The organism is Bradyrhizobium sp. WSM4872, from assembly GCF_055811715.1.
On record NZ_JBVVPT010000022.1, the window covers coordinates 76,746 to 101,164 of the forward strand.

Genomic DNA, 24,419 nt, shown 5'->3' on the forward strand with positions numbered 1-24,419 from the left:
CCCCCCCCCCCACCCCCCACCCACCCCCCCCCGCCCGCCCCCCCCCCCCCCCCCCCCCCCCACCCCCCCCCCCCCCCCCCCCCCCCCCCCCCCCCCCCCCCCCACGACCCATGCAAAATCAAGAAGGGCATCACATGCGTCTCGTCATCGGATCCGACCACGCCGGCTGGCCGCTCAAGCAGACCGTCATCGACCACATCCGCAACCTCGGCCATCACGTCCTCGACGTGGGTTCCTATGACGACAAGCCGGTGGATTTCCCCGACATCGCGCGCGCCGTGGCGCAGAAGGTGACATCGGGCGAAGCCGCGCGCGGCATCATGGTCTGTGGCACCGGCGTCGGCGCCTCGATCGCCGCCAACAAGATGAAGGGCATCCGCGCCGCGGTCTGCCACGACATCCATTCAGCCCATCAGAGCGTTGAGCATGACGACGTCAACGTGATGTGCATCGGTGCGCAGATCGTCGGCGCGTGGCTTGCCGTCGATCTCGTCTCGTCCTATCTCTCGGCCGAATTCTCCACCGACGAGGATTTCCGCCGCCGCGTCGAGAAACTGCGAGTCATGGACGAGCAAGGGTGACGGCTTCTCCGCCATGATCCTAGTGTTCGGATCGCTTAACATCGATCTGGTCGCCCATGTCCCGGTCATTCCGGGCCCCGGCCGCACCGTGCTCGCGCCCTCCTATCGAACCCATTTCGGCGGCAAGGGCGCCAATCAGGCCGTGGCTGCCGCGCGCATTGCCGGGTCGGGACGCGTCCGAATGGCCGGCCGTATCGGACGCGACGGATTCGGCGACAGAGCGGTAGAGAATCTCCGAGCAAACGGCGTCGACACGGATCTCGTCGTCAGATCGGACCAGCCGACCGGCTGTGCCTTCATCACGGTCGATCAGACCGGTGAAAATGCAATCACGGTGGCAAGCGGCGCCAACATGACCGCGAGCGCCGATGACCTCCCCATCGCGCTATTCGGCCGTGACACAATCCTGGTGCTTCAAATGGAAGTGCCTTTCGCAGAAGCGCTGGCGGCCGCACGCAAGACGAAATCCGTGTCCGGTACTGTCATCTGGAATCTCGCACCCGTGCCGGAGTTGATGACCCGCGAGATGGTGGTCGAGCTTCTCTCGGTGACCGATTATCTCCTCGTCAACGAGCATGAGGCTCTGGATGCAGCCAGGGCCATCGGCTTCGCCCCGTCGCCGGATTACGACGCCGCAGCCGCCGAACTTGCCAGGGCCGGTGACCTCAACTGCATCGTAACCGCTGGCGCGCTAGGCGCACTCGCCTTCACCGCCGATGGCAAGCGTCTCCGCGCGCCTGCTCCCTGCATCACCCCCATCGATACAACCGGGGCCGGCGATGCCTTCGTCGGCGCCTTCGCGTCTATGGTAAGTGAGATAGTGCCGTTGCAAAAGTCTTTGGAAATTGGATGCGAGGCTGCCGCATTAAATTGCCTTAAAGAGGGCGCGCAGGACGGAATGCCGGTCAGAGGTGCGGTAAAGTCGATCGCCTGACCATCAGAGATCGTTCACGCACGATGGCTGGCAGCAGGATTCTTGGCTTGCGGGGGATCGCCTTCGCCGACGAGAGCACCTGTCGTTTGAAGCCGTTCTGAACAAGGGGCCGTTGAGAACACACGGCGTCCAGATTTCGGTCAGCTCGATATCGCCATGGGTCCGAGCTAGATGATCGTCCCGACGGCATTCGTTCGCGGTCCAGACCAGCAGATGTTCTCGCCCAGCCCCCGCCGCACTCTCGGAGCCAGCTTCAATCAGGGACGAGAATAGCTCGGATGGGATCAGGTGGATTTGGTGCAGATTGAGGAGGGAGGCTGGCGACGGCTCGATAGCGTTGCCGGACGAACGCGCCGGCTTGGACGTTGCCTTTGACGCGATCTGATCCGGCGACGGCTTGCTGATGTGGTGGTCGAGATCGTGGCTACAGCCAATCCTTTCGCTAGGCCAACAGATCCTGTGTCGACGGCATCAGGCGGCCCGGGCGAGCAATCACCGCTCCCGAGCGGAATGGCGAAGGACTCCGAAACAAGCCCACGAGCAGGGCCTTAAGCTAGGGGTAGTGGGACGCCCGTCAGCCGCCCTTGGTCGACACGAACCCTTTCTCGGCGAGTGGTGGTAAGCGCTTGACCGAGGAAAAGCCGCGCCCTCGACGAGCGCGGCTTGTTGCTGTCGGGGCCTGTCACCAGCGGTGATGGTGCCAGCGGTGCCGCACGACCGGATATGATCCGCGGTAATAGGCGTAAGCAGGCCGCACGGCTCGGCGGTACCGGTAGCCGTAAGACACGGGCGCCGTGTAGTAGGTCGTGGTGGCGTAACCACCACCCCAGCGATAGGGCTCGTCGTAGCCGTAGTCGTAGGCGTAGGGTCCGCTGTAATAGCCCGCTCCATAATAGCGGGGGCCACCGTAGTAGCCGTAGCCAGGTCCCCATCCATAAGCCGACGAGGCAAGTCCACCGATTACGGCGCCGGCCAACAGACCGCCGGCGATGCCCGGTCCCCAGCCACCTCGCCAGTGGGCTTCGGCAGGAGAGGTGGTGGCCACCGAGGACAGACCAAGAGCGCCGACCATCAGCGCCGACATCGCGATCTTCTTCATCGAGATTCCTTTCACATTGCTCGCGCCCTACCGATAACGGGAAAAAGAGGCAATGGTTGCAGCTGCCCGGGCGGCGCGGGCAATGGAATCCTCGCCGCCGGAGACGGCGCGCGATGCGCCAGTACGGAGCCCGCCGCCGTGACCGCGACGGCCGCCCCGCTTGCATCCAGAAGGTCCGGCCGAAGCCAACGCCTGCAGCTCGGTCGGACCGCGCGAAAGAGCCGAGCAAAGGCTCCTTCTCGAGCGGCTAAGCCAGCGGGAATAACCGGAAACTTTCCGGAGTGCCTTGAGTTGGGAGCGACTGGGTTCGGTCTCCGGAGGGAGTGAGTATGGTCGACGAAGTCGTCTTGAAGAACGCCATGGAGACCGCCTGGACGGTGTACCGGGCGCAGCACCCCGAGGTCGATCCGCACGACAGCCGGCGCTGCCTGCTGGAGCGCCACCTCCACAGCAGGTCGGAAGCGCGAGAGAGCGATACCGAAGAACTCGCTGGCTTCGGGATAGCCTATCTGCAGCGGCTTCCTCGAGACGAATGTTGACGGCCATGAAGACGCTTGCAGCGCGAGTGGCCCGCGGAAGCACGAGGCCTGATTGGACGCTGCTCGCGATTTCGGCCCTCATTTCCGCGACGATCGTGACTGTCCTGCGGTTCGTGTTCGGAGCCTAGCCGATGCGGATTGCGCAGCTTGCTCCGTTGGCCGAGAGCGTACCTCCAAAGCTTTACGGCGGCACTGAGCGTGTGATCGCCTGGCTCGTGGACGAACTGGTCGAACTCGGACACGACGTCACCCTGTTCGCCAGCGGGGATTCCAAGACGAAGGGAAAGCTCCACGGCGTGTGGCCGCGCGCGCTGCGCCTGGGGCGGAAGGGTGCCGATCCGAATGCCGCCTGCGCGCTTCTGATCGAGGCCATCGCCGAGCGCGCAGGCGACTTCGACGTGATCCACTCCCACATCGACTGGTTGCCCCTTCCGGTGCTGAGCCGAACCGGCGTGCCTTTTCTGACCACGATGCACGGCAGGCTAGACCTTCCTTGTCTGCCCGAGGTAATCGGCATCTTTGCAGACGCTCCATTCGTCTCCATTTCCGCCGACCAGCGTCGGCCACTTCCGGAGGCGAACTGGATCGCGACGATCCAGCACGGACTGCCGAAGGATCTGTTTCGGCCGTCCTACGAACCGGGTTCCTACCTGGCCTTTCTGGGGAGGCTGACGGCTGACAAGGGACCGGAGGACGCCATACGCATCGCGCGCGCGGCGCGAATGCCGCTGCGAATTGCCGCCAAGATTCCTCGGTCGGAGACGGCCTACTTCAAGAACAAGCTCGAGCCGAACATCGATGGCCAGACGGTTCAACTCGTCGGCGAGGTCGACGACGCGAAGAAGCAGCCTTTCCTCGCAGACGCAGCGGGCCTGCTATTTCCGATCGATTGGCCCGAGCCGTTCGGTCTGGTGATGATCGAGGCGATGGCGTGCGGGACGCCCGTGATCGCTTATCGATCAGGGTCGGTGCCTGAAGTTGTGGAGGACGGCGTCACCGGCTTCATCGTCGACGGTCAGGAGCAGGCGATCAGGGCGGTGAAAGAACTGGGCCGACTGGACAGACGAGTGGTCCGCGCCCGGTTCGAAGAGCGCTTCGCCGCAAGCCGGATGGCGCATGAATACGAGACCCGATATCGCAACCTGATCGCTCGTGGAGGACGCTGCGGGTGAGAGATCCGCGGCTGGCTTGTGGCACTGGCGTGAATGGAATCCTTGGCCATGCCGTTTTCGAATCAGGAGCAAGTTGAATTCTAGAGTTGAGGTCGGCATCCGAACGGGCGTGGCTTGGACGTACTCTGCGATCGCTCTCAATACGTGCTCTCGGGAGCTCCCGCGCAAAGCATGCCTCGGTTTGCTGCCAATGTATGTCGGTTCCTGAGGCGGAACTTTCGCCCCGAAACAACATTGTGGTTGGTGGCAAAGGCTGAGTCATGAAAAACGAACCATCCCGGATCTCAAAATTCTTCGGTGATTTGGCTAACAAGACCTCGCTTGCGGCTGGGCGCGCCTCGACCTTCCTGTTAGCTGCGGGTGTGGTGGTCGTGTGGGGCATAAGCGGCCCGCTCTTCCAGTTCTCGGACACTTGGCAGTTGGTCATTAATACTGGGACCACAATCGTAACTTTCCTTATGGTATTTCTGATTCAGAACTCTCAAAACCGTGACAGCGCCGCCATTCAGGTAAAGCTGGACGAACTCATTCGCGTGAGTGCGGCGCGCAATAGTCTCGTGGGAATTGAGCACCTCACAGACGATGAGATTGAGGAGCTTCGCTCAAAATGTGAAGCGCGTGCCAAGGCCGAAAAAGCCGGAGATGAGACACTCGACCGGACCCGACAGTCAGCGCGGCGAGCCGCCGAGCAGATCGCCAGCTGACGATGTCAACGCCGACATCATCGAAAAGACCGGTAGAAAATATCGACGCCATCCTGCGGCTTGAAAAGCAGGATGAGGAAAAGATCGCTCTTCATCATCGTGTTTTTCATGCAATCGGATCGTTTGCGGGCACTCCGCAGTTCGTGGTGCTGCAGTGCGGGGCGGTGGTGTGTTGGATTGCCTTCGGCCGGGTATTCCCCGATCGCGCGCTTGATCCATTCCCGTTCCCGCTGCTCGGGACATTCCTCGCGCTGGAGGCGGTACTTCTCACCTCCTGTGTCCTCATTCGCCAAAATGCGACCGACCGCATTTTGGAGAAGCGAGATCGTCTAGAACTTCAGATTAATCTGCTCTCTGAACGGGAGGCGACGCGGTCTTTGAGAATATTGCAGAAGCTTGCCAGGCGGCTGAATGTCGATGACGAGGATTGCCAACAAGACGAATTGGCGCAGGAGACGTCTGTTGATCAACTTGCCCGAGGCTTGCGCGAGCGCGAGCAGGCTGAAAAGGCTCAATGAGATGTCCGCCCGGAGGACGACATGGGGGGCGCTCTGATGCCACCTGCGCCATCGTGTTCATCTGCACGAGCTCTTCCTGAGCAGAGTCCGTGCGATGCGCACGGTGCTAGAATTTGAGCGTCGTCCTGAGGCCGAATACCGACGCATTTTTGAGGGCCTTGCCGGCGAATGGCGTCGCCTGCCCGGTGGCGCCCCCGCCCGGGTGGATGATGTATTGGAAGTTTGGCTGCAACGACCAGCCCTCCTTTATCTGGTATTGGTAGACCGTCGTCAGCAACCCCTCGAAGTTTCGCGAGGGCCAGTTGGGATTCACCAGCATGCGGTAGTCGGCGTCGAGCGCCTGCGCCCGTTTGGACAGATGGGCATAGCCCGCGGCGATCCCGAACTTGTCATCGGGCCGGCCATCACGAAGCCCAATGAACTCGACGCCGGCATCAGCGTAGAGATCGATCAGGTTGCGATCAGCGGGCGCGCCGGCGGCCCTTGCGAACACACCGATCCCGCGATTGTCGCTGTGAGGCACGCGGTAGATCTGTTGCTCGAAGACCGCCCAACCACCGATGTCTCCTGCGAGCAATAGCGGCTCGCCGCTGCTACCGGGAGCGGCGAGCGAGCTGCCGTTCGACGCGAGCTGTTGATCCGCGAAAGAGCCAAAGTGCCGCCAGCCGCCGAACTTGATCTGGCCGGTCAGGTTGGGATCGCCCTTCTTGTTGTTCCAGGCGTACTGGATCTGACCCAGTAACAACGGCGGATCGTTGACGCGGAAATTCACGCCGTAGCGATTGCGCTCCTGCGGGTCGCCCGATCCGGGGCCGGCTTGGTCGCCGTCGAAGATCCCGCCCAGAACGGAAAGCTGGTCGGTCACGTTGACCAGTAGCCTTGCGCCCATAGCCGCCAAAGGTGGCGAAGGTCCGCCGCTGGGAAGATCAAGCGACGTGATCGCGGGCCAACCCATTGAGGCGTTGGTGAACACGTCTGTATATCTGGTGTTGAAGAATTCGCTGTCGGCGGCGAGCTGACCCACTTTCAGCGAGATCCTCTTCGCGCCCCACTGCTTCTCGAAATACGCTTCGTAGAGACGCGTTGAGGGAAGGGCCTCGATTCCGCTGACGACGAAGAAGTTCTGAAGATTGCTCCGGGACAGGCCGTCGCCATGGATCTGGAACATGTTGGCGTGAAAAGTGAGTTTGTCGATGCCGACGAGCTTCTGCAGATCGACATCCACTGCGAGGTTGAGACGGCCTTCGTAGATAGCTCCCTGTTTCAGGCCGCCGGAAGCGTTACCAAACGCCTCGCCTATGTAAGTGGCCGCGAACTTCACGCCGTACTTCTGCAGCGGATTGGGCAGAATGCCGAGCGTCTTTTCCTCCACGGTGCTCTCACCCGTGTCCGGATCGGCCGGCTTGTCGTCGTCGGTCTTCTTATCCTCCTGGGCCGCGGCGCCGGCTGCCAGGAGCATGACTACCGACATCGAAAGAACGACCTGCCTATAGGCTCGGTGGGGTCTCGACACGCGACTTCCTGATCTCGAAGATAGCCTTACGAATTGCCTGATCTTGCAAGGCAAGTCCACCGTGGAGGCAATTTCCAAAAGGTCGGTCAGACCAGCTGGCCTATCGCAATCATTTTTGAATCGCGGCACGCGAAATGTTGGCTATGATAGGTTTTCCCTTCTGGGGGCATTCATGTTCGATCCGTCAACTAGTGCGCTATTGCGCGCGGTCTTAAACGAAGTTTCCGAGAGCGTTTCGCACCGCGAGATCGGAGCGCGTACCCATGTCGCCTCAAAGATACTGGAGGCTGCTACCAAAGGTGAGGTATCACTAGACGAACTCAGGCAGGTAGGCCGTGATGCCCTTTCGCGTGCACCCACGATGTGGCGCTGATCGGTCGAGGCGGGCGTGAATTTCCAGGTCACGGTGCTGAAGATCCTGGTGAGCTATCCGGACGGCTTCGCCGTCATGGAAGACCTCAAGCGCGACATGGCCATCCTGGCGACCAGTGGCCGTGAGTGGGCGAATCGGACCAAGCGCCTCGCCGCGCGGGTACCCGATCTCGATATCTTTTCTCAAGGCTTAGTCGAACGCATCAGCGGGGGCTGGAAGATTACGGCAAAGGGTCGGGCAGTGCTTGAATTCATGGAAGCCCGCCCGGAGGCATCCGAGCCGGCCCAACAGGCCGCAGCCGATGAGGCTCCCAAATTGGTATCCGACACAGCGCCCGTTCCTCCGCTGCGACAGCCCGCCGACCGTGCCAAGCGGCGGCGCGAACGCCGTGAACGTCGTCGGGAGGCGCGCGAACACGCGAGAGCAAACACCTCTTGAGGTAGATCGAAGTCCAAGAAGAAGCCGCAGCCTAGGCGCGGCGGCTGAAATAGTCCCAAACTGTCCATTACGCCTCCCCAGCCCCAAGCGCACCGCCCTTACGTTGCTTGCGGCCAGGCCGATGCGACCTAAGAACGGTTTTGCTTCGGGTATCGGGACGGGGACTTGTGCACGGGTCCATCTACCCAGCCGGCAGAGCCGCGAATGGCAAGGACGGAAGCGGAACCGAACGGTAAACGACCGTCCCGCCGGCCCGCACCACGCCCAGCATCCCGGCTTTGAATGGAAGGCCCCTTTTTGCCGACGAGAGCCCCAGCCGAGGTGTGCCTGGAGACATCGAGGAGGACGCAGGCGTCCGGAGACCGGCTAGGCCCGGCTAGGCGGGCTCCGTCAGAGAATCGAGACGTTTCCGGAGAAATGCCAGCACCACGATCTCGTCGGAAGTGAGCTTGGCGTACTGGCGCTTGAACTTCTGCGCGATCTTGGTCTCAATCATCTTCACGAGGTCACCTGACAGGTAGGCGTTCAGGACTTCCGGGTGCACGTAGCACTTGCGGCAGATGGCCGGTGTGTTGCCGAGCTGCTTCGAGACGCTTTCGATCGCGGTGACGACGTTGCGCTTCGCCTCGGCCTGGCTGTCGTACTTCTTGAATTCGGCAAGCGCCAACGCCGCCAGAACGGTTCCCGCCCAAGTCCGAAAATCCTTGGCGCTGAAGTCCTCGCCCGTGATGTCTTTGATGTAGGCGTTGACGTCGCCGGAATCGACGGTGCGGGGCTGTCCGTCGTCGTCCAGGTACTTGAAGAGCTCATGTCCCGGGATCTCCGCGCAGCGCTTCACGATCGCGGCTATCCGCTTGTCCTCGACGCGAAGCTTCCATTGTTTGCCCGACTTGCCCGTGAAGTCGAAACGAAGGACGCCGCGCCCGACCGCGACGTGCTTGCGGCGCATGGTGGTGAGCCCGTAGGACTTGTTTTTCTCAGCGTACTCGGCGTTGCCGACCCGGATCAACGTCTTTTCCAGAAGACTAACGATCGTGGCCAGCACCTTCTCGCGGGGCAGTCCGTCCCGCTTCATGTCGGCAGCGACCCGTTCCCGCAGCGCGGGCAGCGCGGCAGCGAACAGGACGATATGCTCATACTTGTTCTGGTCTCGGAGCTCGCGCCACTTCGGATGGTAGCGATACTGCTTGCGACCCCGCGCATCGAGCCCGGTTGCCTGGATGTGGCCGTTCGACGACGGGCAGATCCACACGGACTCGTAGGCCGGCGGGATGCCGATTGATTTGATGCGTCGGATGACGGCGGCATCGGTGATGCGCTTGCCGTCCTTGTCGTAGTAGCTGAAAGTGGTTCCAGTCCGCTTGCGCGTGTACCCCGGCGCGGAGTCGCTGACGTAGCGGAGGCCTTCTTCCGCGATGGTGGCCGCGACCTCGGCGGTGCGGTCCAGAACCTCTTCTTCGTTGCTGGCTTGGCGGAGCATGGGCCGGCCCCCTCGGAAGCACCCGGGAATCGAGGCTCCACTCTTTCTCAAGGGATGAAGACACCGGTTGGTTCCGCTCTGAGGTCGAACGCGAGGTCTGGATCAGTGGCCCTCCAGAATAGCGAGACCTCAGATGGCGAGCCGGTCCGGTTCCTTTCGACAAGGCGCTGCGCAGTCGATGACGGCATGGTCTAGCTTCAGACAATCGCCACAAATTTCACCGACACGCTTCCCACAGTCAGTCTTCACGAAGGCCACTATGCCCCAGTATTCGCTCGATGCGTTGCGCCGGCGCTATGTCATCGAGAAAAGACCGCTCGAGGCCGGCGTCGAGCAGATCTTGCGGGCCGACACCCGCGCGGGAGCCCGTGCAATCCTGGCTTCAATCGACAAGCGGCGCTCCGAAAATAGGTCGGAAGGGCAGCGCCTCCGCAAGATGCTCCGCTTCGAGACCTCTCTCTGGGAAAGCGGCCATCATGCGGTGGCAGGCGTGGACGAGGCGGGAATGAGCCCTCTCGCCGGGCCAGTTTCCGCTGCCGCCGTGATCCTGAAGCCCGGGACGCGGATAGTTGGAATCGACGACTCGAAAAAACTCGACGCCGCCGCTCGCGAAGAACTCGCGAAGGAAATCAAGGAAAAGGCAGAGAGTTGGTGTGTAGCATTCGTCGAGGTCGAGGAGATCGACGAAATCAACATCTATTGGGCAGGCATCCAAGCGATGCAACGTGCGGTCCGGGGGCTCGGGTTGGCACCGCAGCACTTGCTGATCGACGCGAAGCGGTTGAAGGAAATCGACATCCCTCAGCAGCCCATCATTAAAGGTGACGCCAAGTCCGCCAGCATTGCGGCCGCCTCCATCCTCGCGAAAGTCGAGCGCGATACGGTCATGCGGACACTCGAGGTGCGTCACCCCGGCTACGGCTTCGCGGATCACAAGGGCTACCCGGTGCCGGCTCATTATGAGGCGCTCGCCAGGCTTGGTGCATGCGCAGCTCACCGGAGGTCGTTTGGACCTGTACGCAAAGCCCTCGGATTGCCGCCCCTGCCGCCGTGGCCTTCGGCATCCGAGCGCGCCGCCAGCTGAACTCCAGGTCGTACTCTGCGTCTGGGGAGCATTATTTTCGCGACCACTTCTTTTCGCGAACGACGTCCTTGGCATTTTTGTCGGACCTCAGGCCGAGATAGACCGGCTGGCGCAGCTCGCCCTTGCTGGTCCACTCTGCGAATTTCACTTCCGCAACCAAGGAAGGACGCACCCAGGTCGTAAACCGCTCGTTTTTCACCTTGCCAGGGAAGGGCGACTTGGCTGTCTTCAGCCTCACGAGCTTGCGGTGAAGCTCTTCGAGAACTTGGTGGCTGAAGCCGGTGCCGACGTGGCCAATGTACCGCCATGCATCGCCGTCGCGTACCGCCAGCACGAGGGCGCCGAAGAAGGGCCGGGTTCGCCTCGGCGCGGTGAAGCCGGCGATCACTACCTCCTGCCGCTGCGCGGTCTTCACCTTCAGCCAATCGGCGGTCCGGCGTCCGGACGCGTACGGGCTGTCGGCGCGCTTGGCCATGATGCCTTCGAGATGTCTGAGCTCGGCTTCTGCAAAGAACCTTGTGCCGTTGCCCTTCCGGTGGTTGCTGAACGCGATCAGCTTATGGCGCGGCAGGAGGGCCTTGAGCCGCTTCTTCCGTTCGAGGAGCGGCAGCGCGCGCAGGTCCTCGCCGTCCGCGAACATGAGGTCGAACGCGCAGTACAAAAGCTTAGCCTCGTGGCGCAGGGCGTTTTGAAGCAACTGGAAATGGGATACGCCGTCTTTCCCGATCGCGACGAGCTCGCCATCGATCACGGCGTCCGCCTTCACTCCCTCAAGTGCTTTCGCGACCTCGACATAGGAGTGGCTGATGATCTTCCCGTTGCGGCTGTAGAGCGCGACCCGACCACGCCGGATTTCCGCGACCATGCGGAAACCATCGAATTTGTCCTCGAAGACCCAATTGGGATCGTCGAACGGCGCATCCGTGAGCGTGGCCAACATGGGCTGCAGTCGATAAGGCAGGGTCGATTTGCGGGCCATGGTAGGCTCTTTCTACACGGCCGGCAGAGGCCGAAACGGGGAGGACGGAGGGCGAGCCCGCGCGGTATCACCAGCCGCGACCATCCCGCCGGCCCGTACCACGCCCAGCACCCCAGCTTTGAACGGAGGGCCCGTTTTCGCCGACGAGAGCAACTGTTGCTTAAGGCCGGGCTGGAAGCGGTCGATCAGAACGCAAGGCGTCCGGAGGCCGGTCAGCTCCACGATCGCCATTGGTCCAAGCTCGATGAGCGTCCGGAGAGGCATCCGCTCAAGGTCCAGACCGGCAGTGGTGATATTTTCACCCAGGTCCCCCGCTGCGAGCTGGAAGCCGGCATCCGAAAGGGATGCAAAGAGCTCGGTCGGGATGAGGTGCACCTGCCGGAGATTGGGCAGGCCTGGCCGGCGGCGGGCGAGATAGCGGTGCCGGACGAATGGGCCGGCGTGGGCGTCGCCTTCGACGCCGTGGCCTTCCACCAGGACGATGCGGTCCTGGAGCGGTTTGCTGAAGTTGTGCCCCGGGTCGGCGGCGACCGCCACCACCCTTCCCTGCAGCGAGAAGCCGTGCCCTTGGAGCATCAGGCCGCCCGGGCGAACGAGCGCCGCTTCTGGCGGAGGTAGCGCGTGATCTCCGGAAGAGCCATCGCGTTCAGGACCCGGTCGGCGGGGACGCCGCCCTTCCGGGCCATCTCGACGCCCCAGTGCATGTGGTCGAGCTCGGGGACCGAGTGCGCGTCCGGATTGATGCTCATCATGCAGCCGAACTCGAGGGCAGCCTGATGCCAGCGCCAATCCAGGTCGAGGCGCCACGGGTGGGCGTTAATCTCGACGACTACGTCATGCTTGGCGCATGCCCGCAGCACCTTCTCGATGTCGATTTCGTAGCCCGGCCGCCGCTGCAGCTGCCGCCCGGTCATATGGCCTATGATGGTGGTGTGGGGATCGGAGATGGCCCGAAGCAGGCGCTGCGTCTGCGCCTTGGGGTCGAGTTTGAATCGGCCGTGGACGCTCGCGACCACGAAGTCGAAGCGCTGCAGCACGTCGTCCGCATAGTCGAGCGAGCCGTCGGCCAGAATGTCGGACTCGATGCCTTTCAAGATCCGGAAATCCTTGCCGAAGCGCTTGTTCAACCGGTCGGCGTCCCGGTGCTGCTGCCTGATCTCTTCCTCCGAGAGACCGCCCGCGTAGTGCGCGGACTTGGAGTGGTCGGCGACCCCGAAATACTCGAAGCCGCGCTGGCGCGTGGCCTTGGCCATCGTGTCCAAGCTCTCCGTGCCGTCGGAGGCATCGGTGTGGCAATGAAGGATTCCGCGCAGGTCCTTGTCGGTGACGAGCTTCGGCAACTTGCCCTTCAGGGCGAGCTCGACCTCGCCGCGGCCCTCACGGAGTTCAGGATCGATGAACGGCAGACCGAGGGCACTATAGATCTGGGCCTCGTCGCCGGCGATCAGGGTGCGGCCCTTGTGCAGCCCGTCGCTCTCTAGCCGCATTCCTTTCTCCGCGGCCAAAGCCTGGAGCCTCTCGATGTGAGCGGCTGAGCCGGTGCCGAAAAGAAGGGCGGCGCCGAAGTGGTTGCAGTCGGACAAGCGGATTTGCAGTCCGTCGGTCGCCGAAGCATTCGCCGCCTTCTCGATCTTGGCAGCCTCCGCAACGATCGTGAGGTCGCCGACGAGTTCGCAGCCGCGGCGGAAGTCGCCTGCGATCGTCACGCGCTTGAGCTCCGGCCGAGCCTTGCGGAGCGAATCCTTGGCGTGCGCGAGCAGGGCGGCGGCACGGTGCAGATGGAGGCGACCTTCTCCACTTTTGGCGATGGCCAGGTTTTGCAGGATCTTGGTCTGCAGCGCGGCGCCGAGGCCTTTGGCCTTCTTGATACGGTCGTCCTTGGCGGCGGCCTCCAACTCGGCGAGCGAGGTGATGCCGAGATCCTTGTAGAGCCGCAGCACCTTCTCGGGGCGGAGGCCGGGAACGGCGAGCATCTCGAGCACGCCCTCGGGTATCTCCTTCCGGAGCTTCTCAAGGGTCGGATGGGTGCCCGTCTTGTGCAGCTTGGTGATGATGTCAGCAATGGCATCGCCGACGCCGGGGATTTCGGTCAGTCGGTCTTCGGCGATGAACACGTCCAGAGGGACGGCAAGGGCCGCCAGGCTGTCTGCGGCCCGCGTGTAGGCTTTAGCCCTGTAGGGATTGCCGCCACGCAATGCCGTCCGCTGTGCGTATTCTCGCAGGAGACTGACGATCGTGCGTAAGTCGACGGAAGCCACTCAACGAGCCTCCCGTTCCGCGCCCGGCCTCGCCGGAGCAAACGCTCCTTTAGCGGGTGGGCCGTGATCGCGGCGATCGAGAGATGCCTCAAGTTTTTGCGCTGCCCGGAAGTCCTCAAGGTGCTGCGTGTTCGGGCTGTAAGCGGCCTCCTTCTTGAGGAGATTGTAAATTCGCCCCGCAACGAGCTGCAGATGCTTCATTCTGCCGCGCGGCAGCGATCGGGCTTTGCAAAGAGCCCGGACGGCGTAGGCGCGGAAGTAATCGAAGGCGTCAGACATGGTCTGGGTAAACGCCCATTCTGGCCTATAGTTCGGTCGACATCGTCAGCCCCGCAGGACCGCTATGGGCGACATTTGGCGTGCACCTATAATCGTCAGCAGGCTACAGCTCAGCGCGTGGCGAGAACAATCAAGGCAGGGGCGATGAAAGCGCGGCTGCGACCTTCGTTTGCGGCCGGGCCTGTTCGAAACGTTCGGACGTCACGTTTTGGGACTTGGCTGCGGAGTGGGAAGACCTTGGGGAGGCTGAGAAGGTACGGGATTACTCTGCTGCTGAGGCGCTGCGGCTTCGCCGCCTGCGTGAGGAACGCACGTACCGATGTTGCTGAGCAGGCGTTTGGCCTGGAGATCGCGGACCTTCGAGTATTCGCGCCGTCGCTCGATATTGGCCGCGGCCCATCTGTCCCAGGCCTCGAAAGCGTCCGTATAGTGCTTTCGCATCTGCTCCTCGGCGGCGAGGCAATCGGCAAACTTGTCGAAGACCAGGTCGGTGTTAACCGGTGTCATCCCTCCCGCCAGCACAACGAGCATCCATTTCATCTTGCTTCGCCTTTCGCGCCGGGCGAATTCTCCGCTAACCCGCAGAATTCCGCTCGCTGTGGTTAGATGGCCCGACGGCTGCGACCGGCCACAAAACCGTAGATGAAAAGCACGATGATGGCGCCTACCACTGCCCCCACTAGCCCCGCGCCTTGTCCTGGCCGGTACCAGCCGAGAGCCTGACCAAGATAGGTCGCAACGAACGCCCCTACTATTCCCAGGATTGTGGTCAGGATGAAGCCCGACGGGTCGTTATCGCCGGGCATGATGAACTTCGCGATGATGCCTGCGATGAAGCCAATGATGATCGTCCAGATAATGCCCATGTCTCTCTCTCTCGATCGCTGTGATTATCCCGCCGATGGAGCCGGAAGACGTCCAGCAGGTGTGTATTTGTCCACGGCTGCCGGAAGCTCTCGGGACAATCGGTCGAGGATCTCCTGCTGCGACAGGCCGGTCTGCTGCTCCAGCTTTTGAAGGACGTCCGGACCGATAGCCTGCTGGAGTTCGGGCGGGGTGACTTCCCGGTTTGGCCCCTGATTGATCCAGGATTGAGCCGCCTCGCCCTGTCCGTTCTGCCTGAAGTGCTCGAGCAACTCGCCGATCCCGCCGTTCAGGAGCGAACCCACGCCGCCGCCCCCCACAAGGCCACCAAGGTTGCCGAGCATGCCGCTCAGGGAATCCTTGGCACCCGCCGGCTGACCGGAGGTCGCACTGCGAAACATGTCGGCCAACTTGTCACGATTCTGGTAACCGGCGATTGCGAGCATACCCAAGAGGGCGGTCATCGATGGCATTCCGCGGCTCATATTCGGCTCCTCAGTTCGATCATTGGTAACGTGCAAGAAAAGGGCGGCCCGCCTAGGGCGGGCCGCCGGCTAATTCATCGCACTCCGGTGCCGTAAAGTTGGCGCTCTCTGCGGACCTCATCCGCGCCATAAGGCTGGGCGGAGGGATCGTAGCTCTTCCACCCGGCCTTCTGCCAGGCTGCGCTCCGTTCGCGGAGATTGACGGCGGACTGGTTCAGGATCGCTTCGTAGCGCGCGCGGTCCGCATCAGGTACACGAGCCGAAACCAGGGTGCCGCCGCGCCTAACACCTTCGGCGTAGAGTGGTGCTTCCTCATCGGATACGCCGGCCTGCGTCAACGCTCCCACGACCCCGCCCGTCGCGCCGCCGGCAACGGCACCGAGCGCGGTCGATGCGAGCCATCCGGCCGCCACGACCGGACCCAAGCCAGGTATCGCCAACAAGCCAAGGCCCGCGAGCAAGCCGGCCGCGCACCGAGGCCTGCGCCGACGCCCGCTCCCGTGGCCGCACCTTCAGCCCGATCATCAACCCCATCTCGATCTCGATCGACCTTCTTGTCGGTGCTGTACCAGTTGTCGGAATTGTTCGCGACGATGCTCAAATCCGAATGCGGCACGCCCGCAGCCTCCAGGCTCGTCACCGCGCGCTGCGCATCGGAGTAGTTATCGTAGAGACGTGAAATCGTGACGGTCATCTTGAATCCCTCAATTTTGTTGGGCGCAGGTTATTTCGCCGCGTTCACGTTGCCTTGGAAATCCAGACTCACATCGGTCGAGGCGCCGCCTTTGCTGGCCTTTCCGCGCCAGACGCCGTTGTCGTCCTTCTTCAGGGATGTGACGTTGGTGTAGCCCGCGTCCTCAATCTTCGATTTCGCCTGACTCTCGGTGAAGCTGTTGGCCCCTGCGACCGGCTTGTTGGAATTGTTCTGACCGGTACTGCTGACCGCGTTATTGTTGGGCCGATCAGTGGCCGGCGGGTTTTGCGCAAACGACGGACCCGCCAGAAGCGAACCAGCCGTTAGCAGAAGAAGCAGTCTCTTGTTCATGTCGTCCTCCAGAAGTGGCACGGCACAAACATGCGCTGGACTGAGAAGTTCCAAGTTTTCCCGGTCCGTGGGTTTGGAATGGAGGATGTAGAAAAGGATCTGCAAGAAAACGGGAGCGGGCTCAGGGCGCGTACTTCAAGGTCATTCGGGCGGACCGTTCGGAGCTGGCCAACCCGGGCGACGTACGCCAAAGGGCCGCTGTAGTCATGCGGTGCGACGAAGCCTTCGTGCAGGCGGTCGAGCAAACGAAATGGAAAGGCCAACAAGGGTGAAGCCGAGATGCTGCCGGCGCTCGTTCGGCTTCAGCCCGCAACAGCTTCTTTGAGGGAACCCCGCGATTCCTTGAAGCATTGCACTGCCATCAGTTTCGCAGACGGAGGAGCAGATGGCAGGGAAGAAGAAGACCGCACGGGGACGCAAACAGGATCGCGCCCGCGTGGCTAAAGGCCAGGACTACGAATTGCGGTACGAGGCAAAGAAGACTGGCCGCTCGGCCTCGGCGGTGAAGAAGGCCGTGAAGAAGGTCGGCAACAGCCGCAAGCGGGTCGAGAAACGTCTCGGCCGCTGAGGGCAGGTTCGCGCGCGTAGCATGGCCGTTGGCGGCCATCAGATCCTGCAGGAGAAGCGGGTGAAGGCGGTCAGCGTCTGCAGGCGCGGCTCCACGTCGCGCAGGTAGATCTCGGTCCGGAGAAACGCGAGCTCGGTGTCCAGCGCCGACTCGCAGACGTCGACGTACCAGGACTTTGGCCGACCGTCCCTGCCGTCGCTCCAGCGATAGCCGCGCCGCTTCAGCGAATCCTTGAGTTCGAACGGCGACTGTTCGGCCCAGATCCGGATGGTCTTCTGTCGTGCGGTCTCGAGCAGGACGGCGAGCGCGGGCGCGCCGGTCGTTGGTAGGTCGAAGTCCAAGATCTCGAGCAGCGCGTGACAGTCGTCAACCGCGCGGTGCGCCTGGTGAAAATAGCCGGCGCCATTCAGAAGGTAGCCGAGCTTCGCTCCATCGAAGCCGTGCTGCCGCCACTGGACCTCGGTCGCGGAGCATGCCCACGCCTTCCGCTCGAAGACGGGCCAGTAGCGTTCGGAAAACTTCCGATCGAATCCACTGTTATGCGCGATGACCAGGACCACGGAATCATCGACGAAGGCGTTCACGGCGGCCTCGTCGGTCCTGTGGCCGGCCACCATTTCGTCGGTGATGCCGGTAAGCGCCGTGATCTCGGCCGGGATCGGCTCGGACGGCTCATTGAAGGCGGAGAACGTGTCCCTGACATCAATGATGCGCCCGTCCGGCGTGTAGCCGAACTTGACCATGCCGAGTTCGATGACTTCATCTTTGCGGTGGTCGAGGCCGGTGGTTTCGGTGTCGAGCAGGATGCCAATCCTCATTTCCTGTCCGGAGGCGGGCATCGACGTTGGCCGTGGTACCAGGCGCCGCAGCACCCGGTAGTCGCTCGATCGCCCTAGTACCTCGGCCATCGCGGCCAGATCCGATGCGTCTTGAAACATCTCTTCTCGTGGTGAGCCGATGAGGTAGTCCAGTCAGGCCCCACAATATCGGGAGCTCCCGGCACGAGATATCCGAAAGACAAGCAATTCACGGGCTTTTCGGGAGTGTCGGTGCAGTTGGATTCGCTTGCGGGGAGTTCGCGCAGGCCTCGATCGCTCCGGAGGCCCCGCCTATGAATGGGGGCGGATCGGGCGGGGCATCTGCGGACGGCTCGACAGCATCTGCGTATGGTTGCCGACCCCGGATTGCTACGGTCCCACTGGTGCGTGATCGTTTACGATCTGCAGCTATATTTGTATCCATGGATCTCGAGTACGACCCCAAGCGCGAGGCCGCCGCGGCGATGAAGCTTGCCGCCGAAGCAAAGGGCGCAGAGCGGCAGAGATGGATCACTGCCGCGCTCGCGTGGTCAGAACTCAGTTCCCTGCGCGGGGCTGCCGAGCACAACGTGCCGGAAGGGTAGCCTACGCGGCAGCTCGTTACCGGTGCAAGGCGCAGCACCTTCCCGGACCCCCTTCCAGGGCGCTAGGATCGCGTTCAGGGGGAAACGCGATGCCGCACCCGCTCACGGCATCAAATCCTCGCAGGTGAGGCCAGGACCACCGGCTGGGTACGCGACCTTGGTCCTGGGGAAGCGTCTGTCGGCAGATCCCTTCGCGCACTGCGGGACGGCCGCCAGGCTTCATCGGCTGCGCGCTGCCGCACCATCGAGAACGACACGGGTGTGGGCATCATGCCTCGCCGGCCCAGAGAAAATCGCTGCAGGCGGCGTCGTGCGAGGCGTCGGCAGTTCGGTCGGTCCGGATGCCGAGGGCTGACCGCCCCTGCTGTCATACTGTTTGGCGAGATCTAGGAGACGACGCCGGGTGAACGGATCGGCTTTCTCCGCCATACCTCGGCCCCTTTGGGCCAGACCTCGGTAGAACTCCTGCTCCATGACACGCCCCTCAACATCACTGCCCAGAGTTGAGTGCTGTGCGGCGGCGGAGTCAAGAAGGCGCGCAACAGTGCGTGAACCCGACCTAATTTTTATCGGCCAGCTTGAGCTCGCGATCTCGGCTGAACTAGAGTGCCATCGCAGGGGGAAAACAGATGGCCATGCTCTATCCGGTCCGGAAGGCGTGCCCGGGGTGCGGCAAGCCGATGAAAGCTGTGTCCGACGAAGCTTCGGAACGGCGGCCGCGGTACGTGTGCACCAATTGCAACGATGACCCGCTACACGACCCGGATGCCCGCAAGTGGGCGGATGGCCCGCTGCGGCCTCCGGACCCCTAGGTCTTCGCTGCGCGCGGGCTTGAGTCGAGCATGGAACGGGCTCGGCCGGATACCGTTGATATGGCGGGCCGGCGCGAATGCACGGCCCGCGTGGCTCCGCCATCAAGCCCCCCAGCCCCCAAAAGGCGGGGCCACGCTCATTCTTCACGTTCCGGCGGGATTTTTCGGCACGTATCTCAGACGGGCGGGTTCAGCAGGACGGCTGGTCGCCGCCATGCAGACGTGAAGTCGATGGGGAGCAGGGTCAGGCCGCTCGCACAGTGAGCAGGAAGCGATCGAGTTCGCTCCTCAGCCGGTTGCTCTCAGTCGACAAGGAGCGTGCTGCCGCAAGCACCTGTGTAGATGCAGAACCGGTCTCAGCTGCCCCGTGCTCAACTTCTGTAACATTTGACGAGACCAGTTGCGTGCCCTGCGCGGCCTGTTGGATGTTGCGTGAAATCTCTTGGGTCGCGGCGCCTTGCTCCTCGACGGCGGCGGCAATGGTCGATGACACCTCGGACAATAGCTCAATGGTGCCCGAGATTTCCTTGATGGCCTGCACGGATTCGTCGGTGGCCGACTGGATGCTGCCGATCTGCTGACCGATCTCGCCGGTTGCCTTGGCTGTCTGCTCGGCCAGCGCCTTAACTTCGGAGGCGACGACGGCAAAACCGCGGCCCGCGTCGCCGGCGCGCGCAGCCTCGATGGTCGCGTTGAGGGCCAACAGGTTCGTCTGCCCGGCAATGGTGTTGATCAGCTCTACTACGTCTCCGATTTTGGCGGCGGCCTTCGAAAGCTCGCTGACCTTTGCTGTTGTAGTCCTGGCTTGGCCCACGGCTGCAGTGGCCATACGTGCTGAAGACTGAACCTGCCGGCTGATCTCGGTCACTGAGGATGTCAGCTCTTCTGTTGCAGAAGCGACCGACTGGACGTTGGTTGAAGCTTCCTCCGAAGCGGAAGCGACGTTGGTTGCAAGATCCTGGGCGTGCTCCGCCGTCTTTGTCAGCGTTGCTGCCGATGCTTCGAGCTCGGTGGATGCCGAGGACACGGTTTCGACGATCTCGCCAACCGCCGCCTCGAACTCGCTCGCCAAACGGTTCATATCCGCCTTGCGCTGCTCGGCCTGGCGTCGCGCACTGTCCGCTTGTTCCGCCCGCAGGCGCTCGGCTTCGATCATGTTGGATTTGAAGACGTCGACGGCACCGGCCATTTCGCCGATTTCGTCATGGCGGCCGACGCCGGGGATGGCGACGGTCATATCACCCTTCGCAAGTCGGACCATGGCTTGGACCATGGACACGATGGCTTTGGTGACCGCCCGGGAGATCGTCAGCGAGAGGCTCGAGACGACCAGTACCATGAGGGCCAAGGTTATCAGCATCCAGCGCTTGATGCTCGCAATCGTTTCCGTCTCTTTGGCCTGAGCCGCGTTGTACCGGTGCTCGATGTCGGTTGCGATCTGTTCGATCCGCGGCTCCATCTGTGCATAAGCTTTGGACATGGCGATTGCACTGGCGGCCGCCTGCTGTGCGCCGTCGGCCCAGGCATTGAAGTCGGCCCGATACTTTTGAAGTTTACTCTCGATGTCACCCTTCATCGCCGGAGCGAGATCGGATGTTTGTACTGCCTTGGCAAATTCGTTGGCGCTTTTCTCGAATTGATCGACATAGACGCGGTCGCGACGGAGCATGAAATCCTTCTCATGCCTACGCATCATCAGCATGCCCGCGGCCAACTTCGAGTTGTCCAGCTGCGTCAGCTTCGCCTCAATATCATGTACCGAACTGCGCAGCGCTCCACTGAGCCCCAACTTTTCGTTCAAACCAAGCTTGCCTTCGTGCTGCTCCAGCGCAGAAAATTGCTTGGTATATTCGGTAAAACCTTGCGCAAGCACAGCAATTGTTTCGGCCAGAGCGGCGAACTCGCCAATCCTGACGGCCTTGCCGAGGTGATCGATGTCGCTGTTGATGGTCGTCGTCAATGCGGCGTGGCGCTTGGAGGTCTCCTCGTCGCGCCGAAGCAGAAAGTCCTTCTCGGCCCGGCGCGCATTTAACAAGTCCCGCCCAAGTTTATCGTTCAGCGTGGAAACCTTACGAGCCTCTTCAGCGACCGTTCGCGCTGCTTCCTGCGAAGCATTACCGTTCAGATAGATGCCGCCGAAAACGATTAGTCCGGCGATGCCGACGATCCCGATGAGCAATATCTTATGGCTCAGTCGCAGCGAGAGACCCGTCATGAATACACCCTAAAGTAGCCGGAAATGAGAGCAAGTATCTGGTTTCCCTTGTAAAATGCGGTGCCTTCCAGAAAGGAAGCGTAAACGAAAGCGGGCTGCCGTACTTCTACGGATGATCTCGCGACGTTGCCCTGCCTGGCTTGGCACCGACAGACGGCATGAACACACTCGCCGGTTCCGCTCATAGTCGGAGCTTCCGCTTTGCGCTGGTAAGCCGGGGTGAGTACAGGTCCTAGCGTAGGCTTACGCGTGGACCGACATCCGCGTCACTCCTGAACAGGGTACTCCCAAATGTCGCGTTTGGGCTCGTCGGCCTCAACCCATTTCTTCGCACTCTCTTTGGAAGCAAAGAGCCTGACCCAATCGACGTCCCCGACGTCCCGGGAGGCCGGATCCGGCGAGTAGAGCCAAACCGATCCTGCGGCTGGGCCGCCGTTCACTTCGTATTCCCAGGCCACGCCTTCAGGGTCATTTTCCCTGAACCACCTGTCGGCGACGTCGGCAGACGCAAATACCTTTATCCATCCGGGCTCGCCTGCCGCGTGCGTTCTGCCGTCCTGGTAATCGTCGAGGTAGAGCCAAACGGTTCTTCCCTCGCGGCGAGCCTCGTCATGGTGGCGGACGGCCTCGTTCACCCTCTGCCGGTCGGAATGATCGGCCTCAGGCAGGGACATCACCGCGGCGTAGAGTTCGGCAGGAATGCCGCGCCTGTCGCCCGGCAGCTTTGAGCACCATTCCACCCATCGATCAAATGCATCCGACATGTGGCTCACCTCCTCGACCTGGCGCGGAATGGACTGTCCATGGTGAAGGCGTTCGGCGCGATCCCGCTCTCGATCCGCTTCCAGGTCACGGGCGCAGCGATCGGAAATCCCTCTCGGACTCGCGGGGAATACGTCCCGATCGCGGTGGTGCCGCGGCCGTTGCGCAGATAGTCGAGGAAGATGCGATCGCGACGCTTTGCCTGGGCGGACAGCAGGTAGCGGCCTGGATGGCGCGCCGCGAAAACTGAGACCAGCTGATGCGCAACCCGATGCGCCTTGTCGTGCAGCACCGGGTGATCCAGAGGTGCCATCAGGTGGATGCCTTTACCGCCGCTGAGCTTGGGCCAGGTCTCAAAACCTTCTCGTTTCATCAGCGTGCGCAACTCGAGCGCGGTCTCCACGACGGCCTCCCAGGTGACACCCTCGCCGGGATCAAGGTCGATCACGATGCGGTCGGCATGTTCGAAGTCTTCGACGGTCGCATTCCACGGATGCAGCTCGACAGCCCCGATCTGGACCAGCCCAAGGAGGCCATCGAGGCTGTCGACCCACAGGCGAGTGCCTTGGCCGCCCTCGCGCTTCTGAATGCGGAGCTGGTGCACGGCGGCCGGGATGTCCTTCGGCAGCGGCCCCTTGTGATAGAAGGTCGTGCCGTGCACGTGACGCACCAGCTTGAGCGGCCGCTGCTCGAGGTGCGGCAGCGCCTTCTTCCACACCCTGCGCCAGTAGTCGGCGAGTTGTTCTTTCGAGGGCGCAACCGCTTCGGGCAGAAGCTGCAGAATGTTCTCTCGGGGCACGCCCAGCTTCGGCCGGCCGGCCACGGAGGGCACCAGTCGCGGCGCCCTAACCTTGCGCACCGCAAGATCATCGCGAAAGCCCTTGAATACTGCCTCTCGGAGCAAGCCATCATCGGTCCGCGCGCCATATTGAACCTCGATTTCAAGGGTCGGCTCTACCCAGGTCGCCTTCGGCTTTTTGACCGCCAGATCGAGCGGAGAAGCCTTGCGGATCAATGGATCAAGCCGCTCGCGCAGTTCGCGCGCCGTCGTCTCGGTGTAGCCGGTACGCACCTTGCCGGCGTAGAGCAGCTTGCCATTCTCGCGCCGGCCGATGTAGAGCGAGGCCACCTTGCGCGGACGCGCGCCTAATTTCTCCACGAACGCGACGACCGGAAAGGTCTCGCTCTTCTTGCACTTGAGCTTGATCCAGCTCTCCTGCCGCCCTGAGCGATAGGGTTCACCGAGCCGTTTGGCGACCAGGCCTTCGAGCCCCAGTTTGCACCCTTTCTCGAAGACCTCGTTGCCGTCCGCCGCCAGTGCTTCAACGTACATAAAGGTTTCGGGTGCGTCCTTCAGGAGCCGCTGCAGCAGGCGCTTGCGGTCCTCGTACGCGGCGCCACGCAGATCGTAGCCGTCGAGGTACAGGAGATCGAAGGCGTGGTACCGCACACGCTTGCTGCGCTTTCGGCCGAGCTCTCTCCTGAGCTGCTGGAAGTCTGGCAAGCCGCCACTGCCGTACACCACCGCTTCGCCGTCGATGATCGCGCTGTTTGCCTTGAGCAGCTCGGCGCTCGCTGCGATCGAGGAGAACTGTTCGGTCCAATCTAGGCCCGTGCGCGAATAGACTTTGATGTCGCGAGCTTCAAGATGCAGTTGCGCACGGTAACCGTCGGCCTTGATCTCGTAGACCCACTCTTCGCCGCGAGGCGGCTTCTCCCGCAATGTGGGATCACACGGCTCGATGTAACCAGGGATAGCAACTTTGATGGCGCCGTGGACACGCGATACTCCCGAACGAGACTGACGCAACGCCACGGCACACATGCCGATTCAACGCCGTCGCCCTGATTCGTTCCGTGTCTCGCTGAGGACCCGTTCGGAACGCGGGTTGTCTCCGAGCGTTGGCGGCTGTGGGCGCGGGTAGGAGCGGTGCGATGATAGAATCGGAAGACCCTGCTGGAGAAATGTCCCCAATGCGGTGCATGGCCTATGGCGGCAAACATCCAAAGGTCTGCTTTCGCGCTACGCGAAATCCAGTCAGGTGTCCGAGGTGCCAGGCGGAGGAGGCCGGCCGGCTCCGTCGACCAACGTCCCTGCTGCGCGCTGCCTGACACAACGCGGCCGAAGCAGCGGGGGTCCTATCACCGTCGCCTTTCGAGGTGCCGGGTTCTCGCCCGGCGGCGAGATCAGACTGACCAGGCTCGATCCCAATGATTGCCACGAGCAAGGTGAGTAGCTCGCGCGCTTTCAATCCACAGCATCGGGCGACTGGAACGTAATTGACTTCCGGCTTTTGCTCCCTGGTAGTCGGAGG

The 24,419-nt window shown here is 62.4% G+C and carries 26 protein-coding genes and 1 pseudogene; 11 read left to right on the forward strand and 16 right to left on the reverse strand.

From position 1 onward, the window contains the following. Positions 1 to 134 precede the first annotated feature (134 nt). Positions 135 to 581 (forward strand): ribose 5-phosphate isomerase B, encoded by a 447-nt coding sequence (rpiB, locus tag AC0L3C_RS25570; protein WP_473409256.1) that lies wholly within the window; start codon positions 135 to 137, stop codon positions 579 to 581. A 13-nt stretch (positions 582 to 594) separates the two neighbouring features. Then, the gene (locus AC0L3C_RS25575; RefSeq protein ID WP_473409257.1) at positions 595 to 1,515 is read left to right on the forward strand and encodes a ribokinase; all 921 of its coding nucleotides are present in this window, start codon (positions 595 to 597) and stop codon (positions 1,513 to 1,515) included. Between the two features lie 682 nt (positions 1,516 to 2,197). On the opposite strand, the gene AC0L3C_RS25580 is transcribed toward AC0L3C_RS25575, so the two are convergent. Then, on the reverse strand, positions 2,198 to 2,614 hold the full coding sequence (locus AC0L3C_RS25580; protein WP_473249108.1) for a hypothetical protein: 417 nt from the start codon (positions 2,612 to 2,614) through the stop codon (positions 2,198 to 2,200). 329 nt (positions 2,615 to 2,943) lie between these two features. Here AC0L3C_RS25580 and AC0L3C_RS25585 point away from each other — a divergent pair, with 329 nt between their 5' ends. The 4 genes from AC0L3C_RS25585 to AC0L3C_RS25600 all read left to right on the forward strand — a co-directional run bounded on the left by AC0L3C_RS25585 (position 2,944) and on the right by AC0L3C_RS25600 (position 5,547). After that, complete coding sequence (locus AC0L3C_RS25585) at positions 2,944 to 3,153, forward strand: hypothetical protein (protein WP_204512971.1); 210 nt, start codon at positions 2,944 to 2,946, stop codon at positions 3,151 to 3,153. Between the two features lie 131 nt (positions 3,154 to 3,284). Continuing rightward, the gene (locus AC0L3C_RS25590) at positions 3,285 to 4,325 is read left to right on the forward strand and encodes a glycosyltransferase family 4 protein (protein WP_473409258.1); all 1,041 of its coding nucleotides are present in this window, start codon (positions 3,285 to 3,287) and stop codon (positions 4,323 to 4,325) included. Between the two features lie 260 nt (positions 4,326 to 4,585). Then, the gene (locus tag AC0L3C_RS25595) at positions 4,586 to 5,029 is read left to right on the forward strand and encodes a low affinity iron permease family protein (RefSeq protein ID WP_456766533.1); all 444 of its coding nucleotides are present in this window, start codon (positions 4,586 to 4,588) and stop codon (positions 5,027 to 5,029) included. A 2-nt stretch (positions 5,030 to 5,031) separates the two neighbouring features. After that, entirely contained in the window at positions 5,032 to 5,547 is a 516-nt protein-coding gene (locus AC0L3C_RS25600; protein ID WP_473295215.1) for a DUF1003 domain-containing protein, read from the forward strand. Between the two features lie 106 nt (positions 5,548 to 5,653). Here AC0L3C_RS25600 and AC0L3C_RS25605 read toward each other — a convergent pair whose 3' ends face one another. Beyond that, positions 5,654 to 7,006 (reverse strand): carbohydrate porin, encoded by a 1,353-nt coding sequence (locus AC0L3C_RS25605; protein WP_473409259.1) that lies wholly within the window; start codon positions 7,004 to 7,006, stop codon positions 5,654 to 5,656. A gap of 226 nt (positions 7,007 to 7,232) precedes the next feature. On the opposite strand from AC0L3C_RS25605, the gene AC0L3C_RS25610 reads away from it, so the two are divergent. Continuing rightward, on the forward strand, positions 7,233 to 7,433 hold the full coding sequence (locus AC0L3C_RS25610; RefSeq protein WP_473249104.1) for a hypothetical protein: 201 nt from the start codon (positions 7,233 to 7,235) through the stop codon (positions 7,431 to 7,433). Between the two features lie 15 nt (positions 7,434 to 7,448). Then, on the forward strand, positions 7,449 to 7,871 hold the full coding sequence (locus tag AC0L3C_RS25615) for a hypothetical protein (RefSeq protein ID WP_473249103.1): 423 nt from the start codon (positions 7,449 to 7,451) through the stop codon (positions 7,869 to 7,871). 376 nt (positions 7,872 to 8,247) lie between these two features. Here the strand turns inward: AC0L3C_RS25615 and AC0L3C_RS25620 are convergent, their stop codons facing one another. Further along, entirely contained in the window at positions 8,248 to 9,351 is a 1,104-nt protein-coding gene (locus tag AC0L3C_RS25620; protein ID WP_473249102.1) for a DNA topoisomerase IB, read from the reverse strand. 259 nt (positions 9,352 to 9,610) lie between these two features. Between AC0L3C_RS25620 and AC0L3C_RS25625 the strand changes: the two genes are divergently transcribed. Beyond that, positions 9,611 to 10,435: a ribonuclease HII gene (locus AC0L3C_RS25625; RefSeq protein WP_473409260.1), complete on the forward strand. Its 825-nt coding sequence runs from the start codon at positions 9,611 to 9,613 to the stop codon at positions 10,433 to 10,435. A gap of 31 nt (positions 10,436 to 10,466) precedes the next feature. Here AC0L3C_RS25625 and ligD (AC0L3C_RS25630) read toward each other — a convergent pair whose 3' ends face one another. From ligD (AC0L3C_RS25630) to AC0L3C_RS25665, 8 genes and pseudogenes are all read right to left on the reverse strand, one after another. Further along, a complete protein-coding gene (ligD, locus tag AC0L3C_RS25630; RefSeq protein ID WP_473409261.1) occupies positions 10,467 to 11,414 on the reverse strand; it encodes a non-homologous end-joining DNA ligase in 948 nt (315 codons plus the stop codon). Positions 11,415 to 11,426: 12 nt separating this feature from the next. Further along, positions 11,427 to 11,990: an MOSC domain-containing protein gene (locus tag AC0L3C_RS25635; protein WP_473409262.1), complete on the reverse strand. Its 564-nt coding sequence runs from the start codon at positions 11,988 to 11,990 to the stop codon at positions 11,427 to 11,429. Next, positions 11,990 to 13,672 carry a helix-hairpin-helix domain-containing protein gene (locus AC0L3C_RS25640; protein WP_473409263.1) on the reverse strand — a complete coding sequence of 561 codons (1,683 nt, stop codon included), beginning with the start codon at positions 13,670 to 13,672 and terminating at the stop codon, positions 11,990 to 11,992. Before AC0L3C_RS25640 ends, AC0L3C_RS25635 begins: the two co-directional genes overlap by 1 nt. Positions 13,673 to 14,152: 480 nt before the next feature. Continuing rightward, the gene (locus AC0L3C_RS25645) at positions 14,153 to 14,491 is read right to left on the reverse strand and encodes a hypothetical protein (RefSeq protein ID WP_473409264.1); all 339 of its coding nucleotides are present in this window, start codon (positions 14,489 to 14,491) and stop codon (positions 14,153 to 14,155) included. A 62-nt stretch (positions 14,492 to 14,553) separates the two neighbouring features. Beyond that, complete coding sequence (locus tag AC0L3C_RS25650) at positions 14,554 to 14,817, reverse strand: GlsB/YeaQ/YmgE family stress response membrane protein (protein WP_473409265.1); 264 nt, start codon at positions 14,815 to 14,817, stop codon at positions 14,554 to 14,556. Between the two features lie 24 nt (positions 14,818 to 14,841). Then, the gene (locus tag AC0L3C_RS25655; RefSeq protein ID WP_473409266.1) at positions 14,842 to 15,300 is read right to left on the reverse strand and encodes a YidB family protein; all 459 of its coding nucleotides are present in this window, start codon (positions 15,298 to 15,300) and stop codon (positions 14,842 to 14,844) included. A 74-nt stretch (positions 15,301 to 15,374) separates the two neighbouring features. Then, positions 15,375 to 15,994 (reverse strand): annotated as a pseudogene (locus AC0L3C_RS25660) (hypothetical protein). A 30-nt stretch (positions 15,995 to 16,024) separates the two neighbouring features. Next, on the reverse strand, positions 16,025 to 16,345 hold the full coding sequence (locus AC0L3C_RS25665; RefSeq protein WP_473409267.1) for a hypothetical protein: 321 nt from the start codon (positions 16,343 to 16,345) through the stop codon (positions 16,025 to 16,027). A gap of 385 nt (positions 16,346 to 16,730) precedes the next feature. Between AC0L3C_RS25665 and AC0L3C_RS25670 the strand changes: the two genes are divergently transcribed. Continuing rightward, on the forward strand, positions 16,731 to 16,913 hold the full coding sequence (locus AC0L3C_RS25670; RefSeq protein WP_456654279.1) for a DUF3606 domain-containing protein: 183 nt from the start codon (positions 16,731 to 16,733) through the stop codon (positions 16,911 to 16,913). A 38-nt stretch (positions 16,914 to 16,951) separates the two neighbouring features. Here AC0L3C_RS25670 and AC0L3C_RS25675 read toward each other — a convergent pair whose 3' ends face one another. Then, the gene (locus AC0L3C_RS25675; protein ID WP_473409268.1) at positions 16,952 to 17,851 is read right to left on the reverse strand and encodes a 3'-5' exonuclease; all 900 of its coding nucleotides are present in this window, start codon (positions 17,849 to 17,851) and stop codon (positions 16,952 to 16,954) included. A gap of 302 nt (positions 17,852 to 18,153) precedes the next feature. Between AC0L3C_RS25675 and AC0L3C_RS25680 the strand changes: the two genes are divergently transcribed. Next, positions 18,154 to 18,315 (forward strand): hypothetical protein, encoded by a 162-nt coding sequence (locus tag AC0L3C_RS25680; RefSeq protein WP_354161648.1) that lies wholly within the window; start codon positions 18,154 to 18,156, stop codon positions 18,313 to 18,315. Positions 18,316 to 18,534: 219 nt separating this feature from the next. Here AC0L3C_RS25680 and AC0L3C_RS25685 read toward each other — a convergent pair whose 3' ends face one another. The 4 genes from AC0L3C_RS25685 to ligD (AC0L3C_RS25700) form a co-directional block, all read right to left on the reverse strand. After that, positions 18,535 to 18,789, reverse strand: a complete 255-nt coding sequence (locus tag AC0L3C_RS25685) for a hypothetical protein (RefSeq protein WP_473409269.1) — start codon at positions 18,787 to 18,789, stop codon at positions 18,535 to 18,537. Between the two features lie 582 nt (positions 18,790 to 19,371). Further along, a complete protein-coding gene (locus AC0L3C_RS25690) occupies positions 19,372 to 21,342 on the reverse strand; it encodes a methyl-accepting chemotaxis protein (protein WP_473409270.1) in 1,971 nt (656 codons plus the stop codon). Between the two features lie 266 nt (positions 21,343 to 21,608). After that, on the reverse strand, positions 21,609 to 22,106 hold the full coding sequence (locus AC0L3C_RS25695) for a hypothetical protein (RefSeq protein ID WP_473409271.1): 498 nt from the start codon (positions 22,104 to 22,106) through the stop codon (positions 21,609 to 21,611). Positions 22,107 to 22,111: 5 nt separating this feature from the next. Next, positions 22,112 to 23,929 (reverse strand): DNA ligase D, encoded by a 1,818-nt coding sequence (gene ligD / locus AC0L3C_RS25700; RefSeq protein ID WP_473250459.1) that lies wholly within the window; start codon positions 23,927 to 23,929, stop codon positions 22,112 to 22,114. Positions 23,930 to 24,419 lie beyond the last annotated feature (490 nt).

Excerpts from the sequence above, each read along its gene's own strand:
- AC0L3C_RS25580 (WP_473249108.1), bottom strand. The coding sequence starts at position 2,614 with ATGAAGAAGATCGCGATGTCGGCGCTGATGGTCGGCGCTCTTGGTCTG.
- AC0L3C_RS25685 (WP_473409269.1), bottom strand. The coding sequence starts at position 18,789 with ATGGAGCAGGAGTTCTACCGAGGTCTGGCCCAAAGGGGCCGAGGTATG.
- AC0L3C_RS25675 (WP_473409268.1), bottom strand. The coding sequence starts at position 17,851 with ATGTTTCAAGACGCATCGGATCTGGCCGCGATGGCCGAGGTACTAGGG.
- AC0L3C_RS25670 (WP_456654279.1), top strand. The coding sequence starts at position 16,731 with ATGGCAGGGAAGAAGAAGACCGCACGGGGACGCAAACAGGATCGCGCC.
- AC0L3C_RS25680 (WP_354161648.1), top strand. The coding sequence starts at position 18,154 with ATGGATCTCGAGTACGACCCCAAGCGCGAGGCCGCCGCGGCGATGAAG.
- AC0L3C_RS25665 (WP_473409267.1), bottom strand. The coding sequence starts at position 16,345 with ATGAACAAGAGACTGCTTCTTCTGCTAACGGCTGGTTCGCTTCTGGCG.
- AC0L3C_RS25585 (WP_204512971.1), top strand. The coding sequence starts at position 2,944 with ATGGTCGACGAAGTCGTCTTGAAGAACGCCATGGAGACCGCCTGGACG.
- AC0L3C_RS25655 (WP_473409266.1), bottom strand. The coding sequence starts at position 15,300 with ATGAGCCGCGGAATGCCATCGATGACCGCCCTCTTGGGTATGCTCGCA.
- AC0L3C_RS25610 (WP_473249104.1), top strand. The coding sequence starts at position 7,233 with ATGTTCGATCCGTCAACTAGTGCGCTATTGCGCGCGGTCTTAAACGAA.
- AC0L3C_RS25650 (WP_473409265.1), bottom strand. The coding sequence starts at position 14,817 with ATGGGCATTATCTGGACGATCATCATTGGCTTCATCGCAGGCATCATC.
- AC0L3C_RS25590 (WP_473409258.1), top strand. The coding sequence starts at position 3,285 with ATGCGGATTGCGCAGCTTGCTCCGTTGGCCGAGAGCGTACCTCCAAAG.
- AC0L3C_RS25645 (WP_473409264.1), bottom strand. The coding sequence starts at position 14,491 with ATGAAATGGATGCTCGTTGTGCTGGCGGGAGGGATGACACCGGTTAAC.
- AC0L3C_RS25635 (WP_473409262.1), bottom strand. The coding sequence starts at position 11,990 with ATGCTCCAAGGGCACGGCTTCTCGCTGCAGGGAAGGGTGGTGGCGGTC.
- AC0L3C_RS25620 (WP_473249102.1), bottom strand. The coding sequence starts at position 9,351 with ATGCTCCGCCAAGCCAGCAACGAAGAAGAGGTTCTGGACCGCACCGCC.
- ligD (WP_473250459.1), bottom strand. The coding sequence starts at position 23,929 with ATGTGTGCCGTGGCGTTGCGTCAGTCTCGTTCGGGAGTATCGCGTGTC.
- AC0L3C_RS25575 (WP_473409257.1), top strand. The coding sequence starts at position 595 with ATGATCCTAGTGTTCGGATCGCTTAACATCGATCTGGTCGCCCATGTC.
- AC0L3C_RS25690 (WP_473409270.1), bottom strand. The coding sequence starts at position 21,342 with ATGACGGGTCTCTCGCTGCGACTGAGCCATAAGATATTGCTCATCGGG.
- AC0L3C_RS25600 (WP_473295215.1), top strand. The coding sequence starts at position 5,032 with ATGTCAACGCCGACATCATCGAAAAGACCGGTAGAAAATATCGACGCC.
- rpiB (WP_473409256.1), top strand. The coding sequence starts at position 135 with ATGCGTCTCGTCATCGGATCCGACCACGCCGGCTGGCCGCTCAAGCAG.
- ligD (WP_473409261.1), bottom strand. The coding sequence starts at position 11,414 with ATGGCCCGCAAATCGACCCTGCCTTATCGACTGCAGCCCATGTTGGCC.
- AC0L3C_RS25605 (WP_473409259.1), bottom strand. The coding sequence starts at position 7,006 with ATGCTCCTGGCAGCCGGCGCCGCGGCCCAGGAGGATAAGAAGACCGAC.
- AC0L3C_RS25695 (WP_473409271.1), bottom strand. The coding sequence starts at position 22,106 with ATGTCGGATGCATTTGATCGATGGGTGGAATGGTGCTCAAAGCTGCCG.
- AC0L3C_RS25625 (WP_473409260.1), top strand. The coding sequence starts at position 9,611 with ATGCCCCAGTATTCGCTCGATGCGTTGCGCCGGCGCTATGTCATCGAG.
- AC0L3C_RS25595 (WP_456766533.1), top strand. The coding sequence starts at position 4,586 with ATGAAAAACGAACCATCCCGGATCTCAAAATTCTTCGGTGATTTGGCT.